At 44.0% G+C, this 17,730-nt stretch carries 13 protein-coding genes and 2 tRNA genes; 1 reads left to right on the top strand and 14 read right to left on the bottom strand.

Translation table 11 applies throughout. From position 1 onward, the window contains the following. Nucleotides 1-156: 156 nt before the first annotated feature. The 5 genes from ACHUFW_RS17455 to pnp form a co-directional block, all read right to left on the bottom strand. The gene (locus tag ACHUFW_RS17455) at nt 157-1,416 is read right to left on the bottom strand and encodes a NupC/NupG family nucleoside CNT transporter (protein WP_394204797.1); all 1,260 of its coding nucleotides are present in this window, start codon (nt 1,414-1,416) and stop codon (nt 157-159) included. 178 nt (nt 1,417-1,594) lie between these two features. Then, nucleotides 1,595-2,410 (bottom strand): TatD family hydrolase, encoded by an 816-nt coding sequence (locus ACHUFW_RS17450; protein ID WP_394204796.1) that lies wholly within the window; start codon nt 2,408-2,410, stop codon nt 1,595-1,597. Nucleotides 2,411-2,532: 122 nt separating this feature from the next. Further along, nucleotides 2,533-4,113, bottom strand: coding sequence for a peptide chain release factor 3 (gene prfC, locus ACHUFW_RS17445; protein ID WP_394204794.1), 1,581 nt, complete (start codon nt 4,111-4,113; stop codon nt 2,533-2,535). 128 nt (nt 4,114-4,241) lie between these two features. Beyond that, nucleotides 4,242-5,132, bottom strand: coding sequence for a lipoprotein NlpI (gene nlpI / locus ACHUFW_RS17440; RefSeq protein WP_394204793.1), 891 nt, complete (start codon nt 5,130-5,132; stop codon nt 4,242-4,244). 437 nt (nt 5,133-5,569) lie between these two features. Beyond that, complete coding sequence (gene pnp / locus ACHUFW_RS17435; RefSeq protein ID WP_394204791.1) at nt 5,570-7,681, bottom strand: polyribonucleotide nucleotidyltransferase; 2,112 nt, start codon at nt 7,679-7,681, stop codon at nt 5,570-5,572. Between the two features lie 199 nt (nt 7,682-7,880). On the opposite strand from pnp, the gene ACHUFW_RS17430 reads away from it, so the two are divergent. Beyond that, the gene (locus ACHUFW_RS17430) at nt 7,881-9,914 is read left to right on the top strand and encodes an EAL domain-containing protein (RefSeq protein ID WP_394204790.1); all 2,034 of its coding nucleotides are present in this window, start codon (nt 7,881-7,883) and stop codon (nt 9,912-9,914) included. A gap of 122 nt (nt 9,915-10,036) precedes the next feature. On the opposite strand, the gene rpsO is transcribed toward ACHUFW_RS17430, so the two are convergent. The 9 genes from rpsO to secG form a co-directional block, all read right to left on the bottom strand. Then, on the bottom strand, nt 10,037-10,306 hold the full coding sequence (gene rpsO / locus ACHUFW_RS17425) for a 30S ribosomal protein S15 (RefSeq protein ID WP_394204788.1): 270 nt from the start codon (nt 10,304-10,306) through the stop codon (nt 10,037-10,039). Nucleotides 10,307-10,797: 491 nt separating this feature from the next. Continuing rightward, a complete protein-coding gene (gene truB, locus ACHUFW_RS17420; protein WP_394204787.1) occupies nt 10,798-11,739 on the bottom strand; it encodes a tRNA pseudouridine(55) synthase TruB in 942 nt (313 codons plus the stop codon). After that, nucleotides 11,739-12,143, bottom strand: a complete 405-nt coding sequence (gene rbfA, locus ACHUFW_RS17415) for a 30S ribosome-binding factor RbfA (RefSeq protein ID WP_394204785.1) — start codon at nt 12,141-12,143, stop codon at nt 11,739-11,741. Before rbfA ends, truB begins: the two co-directional genes overlap by 1 nt. 61 nt (nt 12,144-12,204) lie before the next feature. Beyond that, nucleotides 12,205-14,868: a translation initiation factor IF-2 gene (gene infB / locus ACHUFW_RS17410; protein WP_394204783.1), complete on the bottom strand. Its 2,664-nt coding sequence runs from the start codon at nt 14,866-14,868 to the stop codon at nt 12,205-12,207. Nucleotides 14,869-14,894: 26 nt separating this feature from the next. Further along, nucleotides 14,895-16,394, bottom strand: a complete 1,500-nt coding sequence (gene nusA, locus ACHUFW_RS17405) for a transcription termination factor NusA (protein WP_394204782.1) — start codon at nt 16,392-16,394, stop codon at nt 14,895-14,897. A gap of 27 nt (nt 16,395-16,421) precedes the next feature. Further along, nucleotides 16,422-16,877 (bottom strand): ribosome maturation factor RimP, encoded by a 456-nt coding sequence (gene rimP, locus ACHUFW_RS17400; protein ID WP_394204781.1) that lies wholly within the window; start codon nt 16,875-16,877, stop codon nt 16,422-16,424. A gap of 158 nt (nt 16,878-17,035) precedes the next feature. Beyond that, a tRNA-Met gene (locus ACHUFW_RS17395) sits at nt 17,036-17,112 on the bottom strand. Between the two features lie 103 nt (nt 17,113-17,215). Then, nucleotides 17,216-17,301: transfer RNA gene (locus ACHUFW_RS17390), tRNA-Leu, on the bottom strand. A gap of 92 nt (nt 17,302-17,393) precedes the next feature. Continuing rightward, a complete protein-coding gene (secG, locus tag ACHUFW_RS17385) occupies nt 17,394-17,729 on the bottom strand; it encodes a preprotein translocase subunit SecG (RefSeq protein ID WP_394204779.1) in 336 nt (111 codons plus the stop codon). Between the last annotated feature and the right edge of the window lies 1 nt (nt 17,730).

Below are 17,730 nucleotides of genomic sequence, written 5' to 3'. Positions count from 1 at the left end.
AGTTTCGATGTTTAATAGACACAAGATTCCCCTAACAGCCGCTGTTGAGAGCCCTGTTGTGCCTTGCTGAAAATTGGTTGCCTTAACTGGGCTCTGCACTCTGACAGAGCCCGTATACAGGAGGAGAAGTCCCCCATTTGAATTACTTGAGCAGTATTACAATGCTAGGAATAGACCCGCTAGCGTAGCACTCATCAAGTTAGCTAGAGAACCAGCGATTACCGCACGGATACCTAGCTTAGCTAAGTCGTGGCGACGTGACGGTGCCATTGCACCTAGTCCGCCTAACAAGATAGCGATTGAAGATAGGTTAGCAAAACCACACAGTGCGAAAGAGATAATCGCTTTAGTACGGTCAGACATCACTTCACCAGTTGCTTCAACTAGCATGCCGCCATCAGCAACATCTTTTAGATATGGAGCAAAGTTCAAGTAAGCAACGAATTCGTTAACTACAATTTTCTGACCAATGAAAGAACCAGCTACAAGTGCTTCATTCCAAGGTACACCGATTAGGAATGCTAAAGGCATGAAGATATAGCCAAGAATCAGTTCTAAAGTTAGGCCTTCTTGACCTACTAGACCACCAATTCCACCGATGATGCCATTGATCATTGCAATAAGACCAACGAATGCTAATAGCATTGCACCAACGTTAAGTGCTAGATGCATACCTGAAGAAGCACCCGCTGCAGCAGCGTCAAGTACGTTTGCTGGCTTATCAGGATCTTCTGGAAGCTCATCCATTTCGTTAACAGTGGCTTCTGTTTCTGGGTGCATTAGCTTAGCCATTAGTAGACCACCAGGTGCAGCCATGAAAGATGCAGCAACTAGGTACTCAATAGGTACACCCATCTGCGCGTAACCTGCTAATACAGAGCCCGCAATAGAAGCTAGACCACCAACCATAATGGCAAATAGCTCTGATTGAGTCATGGTAGCGATGAACGGACGAACCACAAGTGGTGCTTCTGTTTGACCAACGAAAATGTTGGCTGTCGCTGACATAGACTCTGTACGACTAGTACCAAGCGCTTTTTGTAGACCACCACCGATAATACGGATAATCCACTGCATGATGCCTAGGTAGTAAAGAACTGCGATAAGAGAAGAGAAGAAAACGATAACTGGAAGGACATTTACTGCGAAGATGAAACCAACTTTGAAGTTAGCTAAATCACCAAACAGGAAGCCAATACCGTTTTGGGCATAACCGATAACGCTTGATACGCCATCTGATACGCTTTGCAGAATATCTTTACCAATTGGAACGTAAAGAACAAAGCCTGCGAAAAACGCTTGAATTGCTAAAGCACCGAAAACGGTACGTGGATTAATCGCTTTTCTGTCAGTAGACAACAAGAAACCGATTGCAAGTAGGGTGACCACCCCTACCAAGCTCATAAGTATATTCATTAACCATCACCCTATTGTTAACACTTTTTAATTATGTTGTTAAGCAACCTCATTTTCGAAACTGATTATACCCGACGGACTGGTTAAAATCGTCGTTTTGATCAAGTTTTTGAAGTTTTATTTCAACGTCTTAGTCACAAATTATGGTGCGATTTACATCTGTTTTTTCAAAAAAAATCTAGAGGTCAAAGAGTTGCAATGTGTTACGAAACACCTGTTCTGAAACTAGAACAGCAGATTTTTTTTGTAAATTTGCGATTTTCTTAATTAGTAAAGGCAAAATAAGCTCAAATTGAAGGTCATTTGGCAGATTTTTAGTCTGTTTGACTAGTTGAACTTGGGCAACATCAGTTTCAATCACCAAACAATCTAGCGGGACTTGTTGAATGACCTGTTGCAGCTTGTTTGCATTTTCATTCAATAAAATTGCACCAATTCCCAATTTATAGCCAAGCGCAATATATCGCTTTGCCAGTTCAACACTGCCGTAAAAGCCATGGATCACACCGGTATTTGGCAGCTTATTTTGCTGTAATAACTTCAACATCGGTTCATGGGCTTTCACCGAGTGCACAATTAACGGCAGTTTAAGGTGCTTAGCAAGTTGAATTTGCGCATCAAAGCTATGACGCTGTGCGTTAAAGTTGTCTTTATGGTGCCCGTCTAACCCACACTCTCCAATGGCCAGCAATTGGCTATCGGCTGAGGTTTGGACAATATCTAGTTGCCGTTCAAGGGCATCGATTTGTTGGCGCCATTGGTTATCGACGTACCATGGATGCACCCCTAAAGAGAAACCAAGACCATACTGCTGTGCCAGTTGATACTGTTTTTGCCATTCTTTGGGTTGGGTAGCAGGAATGACTGCGCCGACAATATTGCGCTGTCGCATCACCATTATTAAATCATCTATGGTTTGATGCTCAGCGAGTATATCAAGGTGAATATGGCTATCAATCATGGCATCGGCTTGCCTAAGCTGCGTTAACTTCAAACACCTCTCCCACTGCTACTGAGCCTTAATTTGGCAATTGTGACGTTAGCCCGTTTAAAAACCATTAGACATAAAAAAAGCAGACAAGTCTGCTTTTTTCAAATCTTCACGGCTACGCGTTTTTAGTTTTCGCGAGTCTTGGCAAACTCAATATCTGGATAGCGCTCCATCGATAAGTTTAAGTTAACCATAGTCGGTGCGATATAAGTCAGGTTATCGCCGCCATCAAGCGCTAGGTTATTACTGCATTTGCGCTTAAAGTCTTCAAGTTTCTTGTGATCATCACAATATACCCAGCGCGCGGTCGCAACACTGATAGCTTCATAAATCGCTTCAACCTTATACTCAGACTGCAAACGGGAAACCACCACTTCAAACTGCAGCACACCAACAGCCCCCACAATCAAATCATTGCTATCGAGCGGTCGGAAAACTTGCACAGCACCTTCTTCAGATAACTGCACTAAGCCTTTAAGCAGTTGCTTTTGCTTTAGCGGATCTTTTAGTCGAATACGGCGGAACATCTCTGGTGCGAAGTTAGGCACACCAGTGAAGCGCAACTTCTCCCCTTGAGTGAAGGTATCACCAATGCGAATAGTACCGTGATTGTGTAAACCAATAATATCACCCGGATATGCGGCCTCAGCACGGTTTCGATCACCAGCCATAAATGTCAAAGCATCACTGACATTAATATCTTTGCCTAAACGCACATGATGCATCTTCATACCTTGCTCATAACGCCCTGAGCAGATACGCATAAATGCCACGCGATCTCGGTGTTTAGGGTCCATATTGGCTTGAATTTTAAACACAAAACCACTGAACTTTGGCTCAATCGGTTCGATATCACGTACATCAGACTCACGAGGTTGCGGCGTAGGTGCCCACTCAACAATGCCATCTAGAATATGATCTACACCGAAGTTACCCAATGCGGTACCAAAGAACACCGGCGTAAGTTCGCCTTTGAGGAATGCTTCATGGTCAAATTCGTTAGATGCACCGAGTACCAATTCCATCTCTTCACGAATATCATCAGCATAGCTACCAATGGCTTCATCAAGCTCTGGGTTATCTAGTCCTTTGATAATCGTTGAATCCTGAATGGTGTGTCCCATACCATTTTGGTACAAAATCACTTCATCACGTAACAAGTGATAGACACCTTTAAACTCTTTACCGGCACCAATTGGCCAAGTGATTGGGGCACAGGCGATGTTAAGAACATCTTCAACCTCGTCCATCAACTCAATTGGGTCACGAATATCGCGGTCCAATTTGTTCATGAAAGTCACGATTGGGGTATCACGTAAACGCGTCACTTCCATCAATTTAATGGTACGTTGCTCAACACCTTTAGCTGAGTCAATTACCATTAAGCAGGAATCAACTGCGGTTAACGTACGATAAGTATCTTCCGAGAAATCTTCGTGACCTGGTGTATCGAGTAGGTTTACCAACGCATCGTTGTATGGAAACTGCATCACAGAGGTGGTGATCGAAATACCACGATCTTTTTCCATCTCCATCCAGTCAGACTTAGCATGTTGTCCGGACTTTTTACCTTTCACTGTCCCAGCTTTCTGTAAAGCGTTACCAAAAAGTAATACCTTTTCAGTAATTGTCGTTTTACCCGCATCGGGGTGAGAAATAATGGCGAAAGTACGACGCTTATCGACTTCTACTTTATAGCCTGACATGAGTACCTGCAGATCGTTGAATTTGACAAAGTCGGCAATTATAGCGCCTCACCTTTGCATTGGCTAGGAATTGCCACGCTAAAAACAACAAAGCCCCATGATTGGGGCTTTGTAAGAAAAGAGTATGGCTATTGCTCAGCGCTTAATTGCTCACCGATTCTTGCAAGCTCTACCCGTGCATATCTGTGCTCAACAAAATCGTAGATATTAGTTGCTAAAGCTAAACGGTAGTAATTAGCAGCGTCATTAAGCTGCCCCTGCTTCTGGGCAACTTTTGCCATATAAAAATACGCTTCACATAAGCGTTCAGCATATTCATTTGGATTGGTTAATCCTTCTTTGGCTAAGGCAAATACCTGCTCTTTAGTTAATCTTTTCAAATAATAGTCAACCAAAATACTTGCCCAAGCGGAATCATTTAGTTGCGTGCGGTTATATTCTAGTCGTGCTTTAGCTGCAGCTTCATCAACTTCGCTCTCGGTAATATAAAGCCACAGTGCGCGATAGCCATCTTGTTGGTCTCCATCGAAAAATGACTCCATATCATCAACCGCAAGTTGATTTCTTTGCCCGTAATAAAGCGCTATTCCACGGTTTAAGAACGCATAATCATAATTGGGCGACAGCTCAAGTACGGCATCAAATGCTTCATAAGCACTATCAAACTCACCTTCTTGGGTAAAATAAATCCCTAAGAAATTATAAGCGTCAGCTAAGTTAGGTTGCAGTTTAAGCGCTTGATGAAAGTCAATACGACTCAAAATCCGTAATCCGACGCTATCGTAAATCACGCCGCGATCGTAATGAAAACGAGCACGTTGCTCTGGCGTCAATTCTGCAGATGTTAGGATTTCATTCAAACGCGCTAATGTGACCTCTAATTTATAATCAGGCATCACAGGTGCAACCATTACCTTGCCACTTTCGGCACTGTCAGTTTGTGTAGTCGCACATCCGGTTAATAACACGCTTGCACTGGCCATAAGCGCGATGGCCGCCGTACGTAATTTTTGATTCATCCATTCAACCTTATGAGTTTAACTGCAACCTCAATCATAGCAACCTCTCTAGACGACGGCTATCTACAAGAATAAAAAATCACTAAAAATAGTTAATCTTAAAGCAGTTATCGCTACTTTTGTCTAAAACTGACTATATTGACCACAAAGCATGGCCCAAGTTGCAACAACAATGGATAATCGGCGATAAATCACCATGGACGTTAATAGTTATACGTTGGTTAATCTGAAGAAACGCTGTTAAGCAAGTGAACAATTTAATCGCTGAGCACTTAACATACTCAAACAGGTATGCTCAAACTGCGCCTACGGCTAATGGCATAGCTAACACTAATACGCTCAACAAGAAGACACTCAACCAGAAGACGCACAACAAGAATAAGCGCAATAAAAAAGGAGGCCTTAGCCTCCTTTTGGTGTTGATAATAATCTAACGATTATTCAGCTGCTGGAGCTGGCTCTTCGCTTTTAGGTGCCGCTTCTTTCATAGAAAGACGTACACGGCCTTGACGGTCAACTTCCATCACCTTCACTTTAACTTCTTGACCTACTTCTAAGTAATCAGACACGTTAGCTACACGCTCTTCAGCGATTTGAGAAATGTGTACTAGACCGTCCTTACCAGGAAGAATGGTAACGAAAGCACCGAAATCAACAATACGTACAACCTTACCGTTGTAGATTGAACCCACTTCAACTTCAGCGGTGATCTCTTCGATACGGCGAATGGCTTCTTTCGTTGCTTCACCGTTAGCCGATGCAATTTTCACTGTACCGTCATCTTCAAGTTCAATCGTGGTACCAGTTTCTTCAGTAAGTGCACGAATCGTTGCACCACCTTTACCGATAACATCACGAATTTTTTCTGGGTTAATCTTAAGCGTAGTGATACGTGGAGCGTGGTCAGAGATATCTTCACGGTGGCCAGAAATCGCTTGATCCATCACGTTTAGAATATGTACACGCGCGCCGTAAGCTTGCTGAAGTGCAATCTGCATGATCTCTTTAGTGATACCTTCAATCTTGATATCCATCTGCAGTGCAGTAATACCATCACGGGTACCAGCAACTTTAAAGTCCATGTCACCAAGATGGTCTTCATCACCTAGGATGTCAGAAAGCACGACGAAGTCATCACCTTCTTTAACTAGACCCATTGCAATACCAGCAACAGAAGACTTAATCGGTACACCAGCATCCATCAGCGCCAGAGAAGTACCACAAACAGACGCCATTGAGCTTGAACCATTTGACTCAGTGATTTCAGATACAACACGAACACTGTATGGGAACTCTTCAGCAGTTGGCATAACAGCGTTAATACCACGCCATGCAAGCTTACCATGACCAATTTCACGACGCTTCGGTGAACCAACCATACCAGTTTCACCCACTGAGTATGGAGGGAAGTTATAATGCAGCATAAAGCGGCTAGTTTGCTCGCCCATGATGCTATCAATCTTCTGTGCATCACGCTCTGTACCTAAAGTACAAGTTACTAATGCTTGGGTTTCACCACGTGTAAACAGCGAGCTACCATGAGTACGTGGTAGCACACCAGCCATAACGTTAAGCGCACGAACCATATCTGGTTCACGACCATCGATACGTGGGTTACCAGCGATGATACGGCTACGAACTACTTTCTTCTCTAGGCTACCTAGTAGACCGTCGATTTCACGTAGGTCAGCATCTGCATTTTCAGCTAGAATAGCTTCTTTCGCAGCAGCTTTAACAACACCGACTTGTGCATAACGGTCTTGTTTTACTTCAATTTGGTAAGCTTCAGTTAGGCCTGCTTCTGCCAAATCTTTAATCTTAGCGACTAAGTCTTGGTCTTGAACTGGTGCAGTCCATTCCCACTCAGGCTTATTGACTTCAGCTTTAAGCTCTTTGATCGCTTGAATAACAACTTGCTGCTGATCATGACCGTATACTACCGCACCTAACATCACTTCTTCTGGTAGTGCACTGGCTTCTGATTCAACCATTAGTACTGCGCTTTCAGTACCAGCAACAGACAATTCAAGTTGACTGTTTTCTAGCTGAGATACAGTTGGGTTCAGAATATATTCGCCATCAACATAACCGACACGAGCAGAACCAAGTGGGCCATTGAACGGAATACCTGAAATAGATAGTGCCGCAGAAGTACCAATCATTGAAATAACTTCTGGGCTAATCTCTGGGTCAACAGAGACAACAGTGATAATCACTTGAACTTCGTTTTTGAAGCCATTTGGAAATAGTGGACGGATTGGACGGTCAATAAGACGAGCGGTTAATGTTTCGCCTTCAGATGGACGACCTTCACGCTTGAAAAATCCACCTGGGATTTTACCTGCTGCGTATGTCTTTTCCTGGTAATTAACGGTTAGCGGGAAAAAGTCACGACCTGGCTCTTCAGCTTTCTTGCCAACAACAGTAACTAATACTGTTGTATCACCCATACTTGCCAAAACAGCTGCGTCTGCTTGACGTGCAATAACCCCAGTCTCAATAGTGACTGTGTGCTGACCATACTCAAAACTCTTTACGATTGGATTCACGTGAACCATTCCTTAATATTTAATTACCTTAATTACGCGCGTAAGTATACTGCAAGTCTGCTAGATAGATAAAGGGCACATATTGATGACAAAGGGAAATCTTTTCTCTAAAGTAAGGTTCTAGGCTAAAATTTTTGTTGTGAAGTTGGTGGTTTTAGGGTTTAAATAACAAATTGGTAACAGTCAAAGGACGGGATATATGAGCGCCAGCTTTAAATCTCTCACATGGAAGCAAACGAGTTTGGTTGTTTTCTCGGCACTTTTTTTTGCGATAGCCATCTTTATCGTAGAAATCGCGCTTGTGGGTGTTTCTGCTCGGCAACAGCTTATAGAAGCCCAAAATGAACTCTTGGACTCCGTTGAACAACCCACTGCCAATGCAGTATGGGCGCTTGATGATAACCTTGCCAAGCAGACCCTCGAAGGGGTGTTAAAAGTCGAGCATGTCGGCTCGTCAGTCATTGAGCTCGACGATGGCTCCATGTTTGTTTCCATTAGTAATCCGCGTAGCCAGAATGACTTATTCAAAGATTTAAGCAGTAAACTGTTTGGTGACTTAAAAGAGATTTCCCGCACCCTATACCGACCTTTCTATTTTGAAGGCACCGACAAGCAACAAATCATCGGAACCTTGACTATTTTTTATAATACTCAAGAACTTACAGATTCTCTATTTTCTCAATTGCGATTCAGTTTTTTAGCCACACTCGCCCGTGCACTACTAATTACCTTAGTTTTATCCATTGTTTTCCATCGGTTTTTGACTCAACCCATAGCTAAAATCAGTGAAGCAATCGATAAAATCGAGCCAGAATCACCCGATGAAAATCTACTGCCTGTATCTAAAGCTCATCAGGACGATGAACTAGGCTTAGTGACATCAAAATTTAATCAAATCTTAATCCAATTTGGTCAAACTCAGGCCAAATTGCGCAAAATGGCAACCCGCGATCCGCTAACCGGTTTGCCGAACCGGACCCTACTTTTAGAAACCATTGCGGTAACCATTCAACGCGCCCGAGTCCATAAACAGCAATTTAGTATGATGTTTATTGATTTAGACCGCTTTAAAAACGTCAATGATTCTCTTGGACATGCTTTGGGTGACCAATTTCTTGCTCGAATAGCCCGTGTGCTTGAGCGAGTGGTAGGAGATCGTGGCACAGTGGCTCGTTTAGGTGGTGATGAGTTTGTGGTTTTAGCCGATGATGTGAAAACCCCAGATCAAGCTGCAGACTTTGTTGATAAGCTGTTATTAGAGCTTAATACCCCAATGCAATTAAATGAGCATACCATCCACCCTGCTGCTTCTGTGGGGATTTCTATTTACCCAGATGATGGTCTTAGTGCTGAAGATCTTATTCGCCATGCTGACATCGCCATGTACAGCGCGAAAGCTGCTGGCTCTAATCAATGGGCCTTCTTTAAACAGCAAATGACTGAACGCGCTGCCGTACGGTTACGTACTGAAGCGTCACTGCATGATGCACTACGCAATGAAGAGTTCCTATTACATTTCCAACCTAAGTTTGACATTAAAACCGGTGAAGTCATTGCCTGTGAGGCGTTAATCCGTTGGCAAAAAGATGGCCGCTTAATCAGTCCAATGTCATTTATCCCGGTGGCGGAAGAAACAGGCATTATTATCCCGCTAGGACGCTGGGTAATAGAACAAGCATGTAAAACCATTAAGTCTTGGCAACAGCGTTACAATTTTGCCTTGCCCATTGCTGTGAATGTAGCGTCGCAGCAATTTGCTGACGCAAGTCTTGTCCCTGACATTAAGCAACTGTCTTTACGTTACCAAATCGATCCAAACTTACTGGAAATTGAAATTACCGAAACTTCATTGATGAATGATATTGAACTGGCAATTAATAAGCTTGAACAGCTCAAAAGTGCTGGCTTTGGTATTGCAGTTGATGATTTTGGTACCGGTTATTCATCGCTGTCATACCTGCGTCATCTCCCCATTACGACCATGAAAATTGATCGCTGTTTTGTTACCGATCTTCCCCATGACAGTGCAATCGCATCAACGATTCTGATGTTGGGTAAACAGTTAGATCTCAATATTGTTGCTGAGGGTATCGAAAATAAGCAGCAATTAGATTGGCTAAAGGACAAAGATTGTCAGATTGGTCAAGGCTTCTATTTTAGTCAGCCATTGACCCAAGAAGACTTCGAAAATCAATACATCAAAACCCAAACGGCTTCGATTAGCCATATTTAATTGGTAAATTTAATAGAACCAATATTCGCTTCTCAAGGCCTTTATTGCTTTTAGGTTGTCAATTACGGGCACAAAAAAGGAGGCCTAAGCCTCCCTTTTGAACCTACTACACTAATGCAATATTAGCGACGTAGACCTAGCTTTTTGATCAGCTCTTGGTAGCGTTCGTTTTCAGTACGCTTTAGGTAAGCTAGAAGCTTACGACGAGAGCTAACCATACGAAGCAGACCACGACGTGAGTGGTGATCGTGGATGTGCTCTTTAAAGTGACCTTGCAGATGGTTAATCTGTGCAGTTAAAAGAGCTACTTGAACCTCAGTAGAACCAGTGTCGTTTTCACCACGACCGAATTCAGCCAAGATTTTTGCTTTTGCTTCTGTACTTAGTGACATGTTTTTCTCCAAATAGTAAATATGCTTTAGCCGATCACTAACTCAGCCAAAGAGAGCGCGGTATAATACCTATTCTGTATCTATTTCGCAACCCAAAGTGTTATACCAATCGACATAAAGATGTGATCGCTCAGCAAGGGGTTAGCGCTTGTGAGGCAAGGTGATTAAATGCTCCTCGGTAACTGCTCCTGCGTTACTCTACCTCCTATATCCCTATAGTCGTGCATTAATGACATTCACCACATCCATGTGGCTTGCAACGAATGAAGGGTATAGTGACTCTACGTTCAAGTTCGTTTACACAGTATCAGAAGTGCTAAAACTCGTCCTTTGGGCGCTTTTTTTGGCTGTCTACTTCTTCGTTGAATAACTTGCCAATAGAACCACTATTACTTAAGTTATTCGTCTCGAACTAGTTTGCCAAAAATAGCCCTGAGTAGATCACTTTCTTATACCGATTGGTATTAATCCGCTTTGAGTCATTAAAACCATTAATCTTCGCGCGTGACGATTAGGCGTTTTGGTGCCAACATACCATCGTCATTCATCGCACCGATACCCACAAATTTGTGGCCATCGCCCACTGTGATTCTCACTAGCTCATCACTAGGTAGGTTTGCTACCGTTACCGGATTACCATTAAGCAGATACGGACTTAATTCATCACTAACGTTAACTTCTTTAAAGTTACTGACCGCGGTATCCATAGGTAACAATAAAGGATCAAGTAAGGTTTTAGGCTCTACTTGTTGCTGCTCTGCTTGCTCTAATAGCGCTTCAAGTTGCTTCAGTGACACCATTTTGTCGTATGGGTAACCTGCCACTTGCGTTCGGCGCAGCATAATCACATGGGCGCCACAACCTAACATTTCGCCAAGATCATCGGTAATAGTGCGAATATAGGTCCCTTTAGAGCAGTGGATATCCAGGGTAAGTTCATCACCTTCTAGCTTAATAAAATTAAGCTCAAACACAGTGATCGGTCTGGCTTCTCGAGGAACTTCAATACCTTCACGGGCGTACTTATATAAAGGTTGACCTTGATATTTAAGTGCAGAGAACATTGACGGGACTTGCATCGTTTCCCCTCTAAAGTGTTCTAATGCCTGTTCAAGCTGCTCCTGAGTAAAATTAAGTGGGCGCTCTTGTACCACCTCGCCGTCTGAATCACTGGTATCGGTGCGCACACCTAACTTCGCAGTGACTAAATAGCGCTTATCAGCATCAAGCAGATGCTGAGAGAATTTAGTCGCTTCACCAAGGCAAACAGGTAACATTCCCGTAGCTAACGGATCTAGAGCCCCGGTGTGGCCTGCTTTGGCGGCATTATAAATCCGTTTAACTCGCTGCAGTGCGAAGTTAGAGCTCATACCTGTGTCTTTATCTAACAGGACGATGCCATCAATAAAGCGTCCTCGAGGTTTACGCGCCATTAATCTTGTTCCTGCTCGCTACCATCAACATGTTTTTTTGCCTTAGCCTCATCGTCATTAATGACTTTAGTGACTAAATTCGACATCCGCATACCTTCAACTAACGAAGAGTCGTAAATGAATCGAATTTCTGGCATTACGCGTAACTTCATGCGACCTGCGACCAAAGAGCGAACGTATCCTGCTGCGCTTTCAAGTGCTTCTAACTTTTGTTGAACAAGCTCTGGGTCTTCTTCAAAGAAAGTGACATACACTTTTGCATAATTTAAATCACGAGACACATCGACATCGTTAACGGTAACCATGCCGACTCGTGGGTCTTTAATATCGCGTTGCAGCACCTGTGCAAGTTCTTGTTGCAATTGCTGAGCGATACGTCGTGTTCGACTAAATTCTTTCGCCATAATACTTTGCCATTTATTTTGTACAGACAAAAAAGGCGGCTAATGCCGCCCCTTTTATTGATTATAAGGTTCGAGCGACTTCTATCGTTTCGAAGACCTCAATCTGGTCACCGACTTTGACGTCATTATAGTTCTTAACGCCAATACCACACTCCATGCCGTTACGCACTTCGTTAACGTCATCTTTAAAGCGACGTAGCGACTCAAGCTCACCTTCGTAGATAACCACGTTCTCACGTAGCACACGAATTGGTGCGCTGCGCTTAATGGTACCTTCAGTTACCATACAACCAGCGATTGCGCCAATCTTAGGCGACTTAAACACATCGCGAACTTCAGCAAGACCGATAATCTCTTGCTTGAATTCTGGTGATAGCATACCGCCCATTGCAGCTTTAACTTCATCAATCAGATCGTAGATCACGCTGTAGTAACGCAGATCGACACTTTCAGCTTCAATAGTCTTACGAGCCTGTGCGTCAGCACGAACGTTAAAGCCAACCATGATAGCGTTTGATGCTGCAGCAAGGGTTGCGTCAGTTTCAGTTAATCCACCCACACCGCGTGCGATGATATTCACTTTAACTTCATCAGTTGATAGCTTGTTCAATGAGTCTGCAATCGCTTCTAGTGAGCCTTGAACGTCTGCTTTAAGTACTAGGTTAAGCTCTTGAACTTCACCTTCAACCATGTTGGCAAACATGTTTTCAAGCTTAGATTTTTGCTGACGCGCTAGCTTAACATCACGGAATTTACCTTGACGGTACAAGGCGACTTCACGTGCTTTACGCTCGTCACGAACAACAGTTGCTTCATCACCAGCTGATGGTACGCCAGAAAGACCTAGAATCTCTACTGGAATAGATGGACCAGCTTCAGTAATCGCTCGGCCGTTCTCATCTTTCATCGCACGCACTTTACCGTACTCTAAACCACACAGTACGATATCGCCTTGCTTAAGTGTACCTTCTTGAACCAGTACGGTTGCAACAGGGCCGCGGCCTTTATCAAGCTTAGACTCAACCACAACACCTGCAGCCATACCTTCACGGACAGCCTTCAGTTCTAAAACTTCAGCTTCAAGTAGGATGCCTTCTAGTAGATCATCGATACCTTCACCAGATTTCGCAGAAACGTGAACGAACATGTTCTCACCGCCCCACTCTTCTGACATAACGCCATGTTGGGAAAGCTCGGTCTTAACACGATCAGGATCAGCTTCAGGCTTATCAATTTTGTTGACTGCAACGATTAGCGGCACACCGCCCGCCTTAGCATGTTGAATCGCTTCAATCGTCTGTGGCATCACACCATCATCTGCAGCAACAACCAAGATAACGATATCGGTTGCTTTAGCACCACGAGCACGCATAGCGGTAAACGCGGCGTGACCCGGAGTATCTAAGAAAGTGATCATACCGTTGTCTGTCTCAACGTGGTATGCGCCGATATGCTGGGTAATACCGCCAGCTTCACCTGAAGCCACTTTGGCTGCACGAATATAATCAAGTAATGATGTTTTACCATGGTCAACGTGACCCATGATGGTTACCACTGGTGCACGAGGCTCAACAGAAACGTCGCCGTCACGGTCAGCAAGAACTTGATGTTCTAGCTCGTTTTCACGGGTTAGTACCACTTTGTGGCCCATCTCTTCTGCAACCATTTGTGCGGTTTCTTGGTCAAGCACTTGGTTGATGGTAACCATCGAACCCATCTTCATCATTTGTTTAATGATTTCAGTTGCTTTAACCGCCATCTTCTGTGCAAGCTCTGCAACAGTAACGGTCTCACCAATGCTAACGTCACGAGTCACGGCCGCTGCTGGCTTATTAAAGCCATGGTCCATTGACTCTGGTGCATTACGTGAATTACGGCTGTTACGACCACCACGGTTCTCTTTGCCACCACGCTTCTTATTACCCGCTTTGCCTGCTGGCTTACGTTGACGACGACCGCGTTTTTCAGCGTTCATGTCAGCGGTATCTTCTGCAGCACGCGCTTCGCTAGAGGTGGTGATATGGTGGTCAGCACTCTTCTCAGATTCTTTACGTTGACGCTCTTCTTCAGCCCAACGCTTTTCGTTCTCTTCCGCTAAACGGCGAGCTTCTTCAGCAGCCGCTTTTGCTTCTTCATCAGCTTTAGCTTTAGCCGCAGCTTCTTGCGCCGCTAATAAGCGAGCTTCTTCTTCTTTCGCCGCCTTATCTTCAGCACTTTCTTCAACTGGTGCTGCTTTAGTTTCTTTTTCAGCTTCAGCCTTTGCTTTGGCTTTGGCTTCTTTTTCAGCTTTTGCTTTCGCTTCAGCTTCTGCTTTTGCCTTAGCTTCTGCCTCTGCTTTGGCCTTAGCTTCTGCTTCAGCCTGTGCTTTAGCTTCAGCTTCCGCTTTTGCCTTAGCTTCTGCTTCAGCGGCTGCTTGCGCTTCGGCTTCAGGATCACGCTTTACAAACGTACGTTTTTTACGAACTTCTACTTTTACGTCTTTCGATTGACCGCCGCTACCCGCTACGCTCAATGTAGACACTGACTTGCGTTGCAACGTCATTTTAGTTGGTGCGCTGTCGCCACCATGTTGTTTCTTCAAGAAATCCAAAAGCTGCTGTTTTTCCTGCTCGGATACAGTATCTGTTTTGGTTTTCTTTATACCTGCGTCAGCAAATTGCTCAACCAAGCGGTCAGCACTTTTTCCAACTTCTGAGGCCAGTTTTTCTACTGTAGTATCTGCCATTTATTCAATCCCCTCTGCTGATCGACTTATGCTTCTTCGCCAAACCAACAGATATTACGGGCTGCCATAATGAGCTCACCAGCCTTCTCTTCTGTTAATTCTTCAATCTCGATCAAATCATCAATGCCTTGTTCGGCTAAATCTTCTAATGTTGCTACACCTTTACTTGCTAAAACGTAAGCAAGGTGTTTTTCAAGCCCTTCAAGCGCAAGTAAATCTTCACTTGGCTCTGCGCCATCTAATGCTTCTTCGGTCGCTAGTGCACGTGTAGATATAGCGGCTTTTGCACGCTCACGTAGTGCTTCAACGATATCCTCGTCAAATCCGTCGATTTCAAGTAGCTCTGATTCAGGTACGTAAGCAATCTCTTCCAATGAAGTGAAACCTTCGTCTGAAAGCACTTGAGCAAAATCTTCGTCCACATCTAAAGACTCGATGAACAAGTTAATCACCTTAGCGCTTTCTGCTTGGTGCTTAGCTTTCATATCATCAACAGTCATTACATTTAGTTCCCAGCCAGAAAGCTGAGTTGCTAAACGAACGTTTTGACCATTACGACCAATCGCTTGTGCTAAGCTATCCGCTTCAACAGCAATATCCATTGAATGATTGTCTTCATCAACGATAATGGATGCTACGTCAGCCGGTGCCATTGCATTAATCACGAACTGTGCTGGGTTATCATCCCACATCACGATATCGACACGCTCGCCGCCCAACTCATTCGATACAGCTTGTACACGTGCACCACGCATACCAACACAAGCACCGATAGGGTCGATACGACGGTCATTTGATTTAACCGCAATCTTAGCGCGCGACCCTGGGTCACGTGCCGCGCCCATGATTTCAATCATCTCGTCTTGAATTTCTGGTACTTCAACACGGAAAAGCTCGATTAACATATCTGGCTTAGTACGTGTTAAAAACAGCTGTGCACCGCGCGCTTCTGGGCGAACGGCGTACAATAACGCACGTACTCGGTCACCTGGACGGAAGCTCTCACGAGAAATCAAATCTTCTTTAAATAACACTGCATCTGCATTGTTACCTAAATCAACTACAACACTCTCACGATTGCTCTTTTTCACTACACCGGTAATCAACTCGCCTTCTTTATCGCGGAACTGATCGACAATTTGCGCACGTTCAGCTTCACGTACTTTCTGTACGATGACTTGCTTGGCGGTTTGCGTAGTAATACGGTCAAATACCACAGACTCGATTTCATCTTCGATGTAGCCACCGACTTCAATCTCAGGGTTTTCAAACTTTGCCGCTTCCAACGTGATTTCACGGAATGGGTTCTCTAACGCTTCACCGTTATCTTCTACAACCATCCAACGTCTGAAAGTTTCGTATGCACCTGTCTTACGGTCGATAGCGACACGAACTTCAATATCGCCTTCGTACTTTTTCTTGGTTGCGGTGGCTAGCGCAATTTCCAACGCTTCAAAAATCTTCTCGCGAGGTACAGCTTTCTCATTTGAAACCGCCTCAGCGACTAGCAGAATCTCTTTATTCATTCTCTTGCCTCGTTCACCTTGAATCCATCAAAACTTAGCGATTAAGTTGCCTTTACGGATATTGTCCAAAGCAACAATCAGTTCGTTTCCATCGACGTTAATAGTGAGCATTTGCCCTTCTACTGCGACAACGGTACCTTTTAAATTACGACTGCCTGCAACAGGCATAGTCAACTGTATCTTTACTGTTTCACCGGTGTACGCCGCATATTGTTCAGCTTTAAACAAAGGACGATCTACACCAGGCGAAGAAACTTCTAGTGTATATTCGGTAGATATTGGATCCTCAACATCAAGAACCGCACTCACCTGACGGCTAACGTCGGCGCAATCATCAACGAAAATACCTTTTTCGTTATCGATATATAGTCTTAGGACTGAGTGCTTGCCAGCTTGCACGTACTCTAAGCCCCATAAAGTATGGCCAAATGCTTCAACTGGTGCGATAAGCATCTGTTCCAGTTTGCTTTCTAACGTTGCCAAAGGTGATCTCCCGAAAAACAAAAAAGGGCATAAAGCCCCTATACATTGCCGCCACTAAGCGACATTTTCAAAACTCCAGATAACAAAAAACCCCGTAATGACGAGGTTATGTATCTAAAACCTGAATCAATAACAAACGTCATTTGTTATTGAGAAGCTGGTTGCGGGGGCCGGATTTGAACCGACGACCTTCGGGTTATGAGCCCGACGAGCTACCAAACTGCTCCACCCCGCGTCAACTGCTGCAAGTATAAGAACTATTGTCTTTACTTGCAATAACAAAGCAATTTATCGCTGCTTTATTATCTTAGTTTTTACCTGAGTAAAAACTGAAGATTTGGTGCGGATGGAGGGACTTGAACCCTCACGAGCATAGCTCACCACCCCCTCAAGATGGCGTGTCTACCAATTCCACCACATCCGCAATCATTTTCATAACAACAATCTTTTAAGCTAGCTAGAGGACGCTACTTTGTCGCTATAAAGGAACCGAAGTCCCGTTTTGCAAAATTAAGATTAATCTGGAATCTTATCTTCTGCTGGAGTGCTTTCTACTGCATCAGTAACTTGCTCAGTGACTTCTGCTGCACCCAAATCGTTCCACTCGTCTTCGCCTTTAGCGTGGTTTGCGCTTAAGTTACCAATGGTCAAACTTAATGCGAAGAACGCGATAGCTAAAATAGCCGTCGAACGAGTTAAAAAGTTACCTGAACCTGAAGATCCAAATAATGTTGCTGATGCACCGGCGCCAAAAGAGGCTCCCATGTCAGCACCTTTACCTTGCTGGATTAGAATCAGTCCTACTAGACCAATTGCGACCAACAAGTATACAACCATTAGAATTTCGTACATA

The sequence above is a fragment of the Shewanella waksmanii genome, assembly GCF_043643685.1.
Classification (GTDB): domain Bacteria; phylum Pseudomonadota; class Gammaproteobacteria; order Enterobacterales; family Shewanellaceae; genus Shewanella; species Shewanella waksmanii_A.
Note: the sequence above shows the minus strand (reverse complement) of the source record. Positions and strands in the feature narration are given on the sequence as shown.